The organism is Stenotrophomonas pictorum JCM 9942, from assembly GCF_001310775.1.
Classification (GTDB): Bacteria; Pseudomonadota; Gammaproteobacteria; order Xanthomonadales; family Xanthomonadaceae; genus Stenotrophomonas; species Stenotrophomonas pictorum.
In genome coordinates, this window is sequence record NZ_BAZI01000550.1 from 1 (window position 1) to 1,374 (window position 1,374).

Here is a 1,374-nt window from a genome sequence, read left to right on the forward strand (position 1 = left end):
AGCCACCACAGCGCGAACGCCGCCAGCAGAAATTGTCCAGCCACCAGCCGGCCAGGTTCAGCAGCGCGAACACCGGCAGTGTCAGCAGCAGCCACGGCTTCCAGATCGCGCCGGCGTGGCGGCGCACCAGCGCGGTGCCCAGTTCCATCGCCTCCCACGGCGAGCGCGCGCGCAGCACCACGTCGAGCTGGTCAATCCGCATGATCCGCTCCCCGCCCGCCGCGCCACAGCCAGAAGATCACCAGCGCCCACAGCACCCCGGAGACGCTGAACTTGCCCCACGCCGGCACAGCCGCGGTGGAGGACCAGAACGCCTCGATGAAGGCGGCCACCAGCAGCATGAAGGCCACGCCCAGGCACAGCCGCGCGCCGATCACGCCGCCTTCGACCAGCGCGTCGATCCGGCGCTTGCGTCCGGGCGCCAGCAGCCTCAGTCCGAGCTGCAGGCCGGCGCCGCCGGCGATGACGATGGCGGTCAGCTCGAACGGCGCATGGCCGACCACGAAACGCCAGAACGGATCGCCGAAGCCGACCTGCTGCAGGTGCCCGGCCACCGCGCCGATGGTGATGCCGTTGAACAGCAGCACCAGCACCGTGCCGATCCCGGCCAGCAGGCCGCTGGCGAACGTGCGCAAGCCGATGCTGATGTTGTTCATGATGTAGTGGCCGAACATCGCCCAGTCGGTGCCGCTGTCGCGGCCCAGGCGGTCGGCGGCCGGGTCGTACATCTTTTCCATTTGCGCGATCTGGCGCGGGTCCAGCAGCAGGTGGATCAGCTCGGGCTGGTATTGCAGCAGCACGAAGATGCCGACCAGTGGCAGCACGAACAGTGCGCACGCCACCGCCATCGCGGCGGCCTGGCTGCGCACCAGCTGCGGGAAATCGGCAACGAGGAATTCCACCGCGCGCTGCCAGCGCGGGGCCGGGGTGCGGTACAGCAGGCTGTGGCCACGCTGCATCAGCTGCTGCAGGCGCTCGACCAGCTGCGGGCTGTACCCGCGGCGGCGCGCCAGTGCCAGTTGCTGGCACAGTCGCCGGTAACGTTCGGGAATGGTTTCATCGCCGGGCAGGTCCGGGTCCCGCGTGCCGCGCGCCTTGCGCGGGTTCTGGCCTCGGCGTTGCAGCCAGTGCTCGAACTGCTGCCATTCGTGCTGGTAGCGGGCGACGAACTGTTCCTGTCTCATCGCCGCCCCAGCAGCCAGTTGGCCATCGCATACAGGCGCAGCACGCCGGCCTGGCCGCGCGCCTCGCTCAGTACCGAGGCGATATCGCCCAGCTCCTGCTGCCGCGCCGGAGACAGCGCCGGGGCACGTTCGGCGAAGGCCATCACCGCCCTCTGTTCACCGGGCTGCAGTGGCAGCGGCGGGACCAGCG

General features: G+C 70.0%; 1 protein-coding gene and 2 pseudogenes. All 3 read right to left on the reverse strand.

Annotated features, from left to right (window positions below; all coding sequences use genetic code 11):
• Positions 1-202, reverse strand: a pseudogene (locus JCM9942_RS15925) (DUF4129 domain-containing protein); the annotation flags it as partial.
• Positions 192-1,184, reverse strand: coding sequence for a stage II sporulation protein M (locus JCM9942_RS15930; protein WP_054660837.1), 993 nt, complete (start codon positions 1,182-1,184; stop codon positions 192-194). The gene JCM9942_RS15930 and the pseudogene JCM9942_RS15925, both read right to left, overlap by 11 nt.
• A pseudogene (locus JCM9942_RS15935) lies at positions 1,181-1,374 on the reverse strand (RDD family protein); the annotation flags it as partial. The pseudogene JCM9942_RS15935 and the gene JCM9942_RS15930, both read right to left, overlap by 4 nt.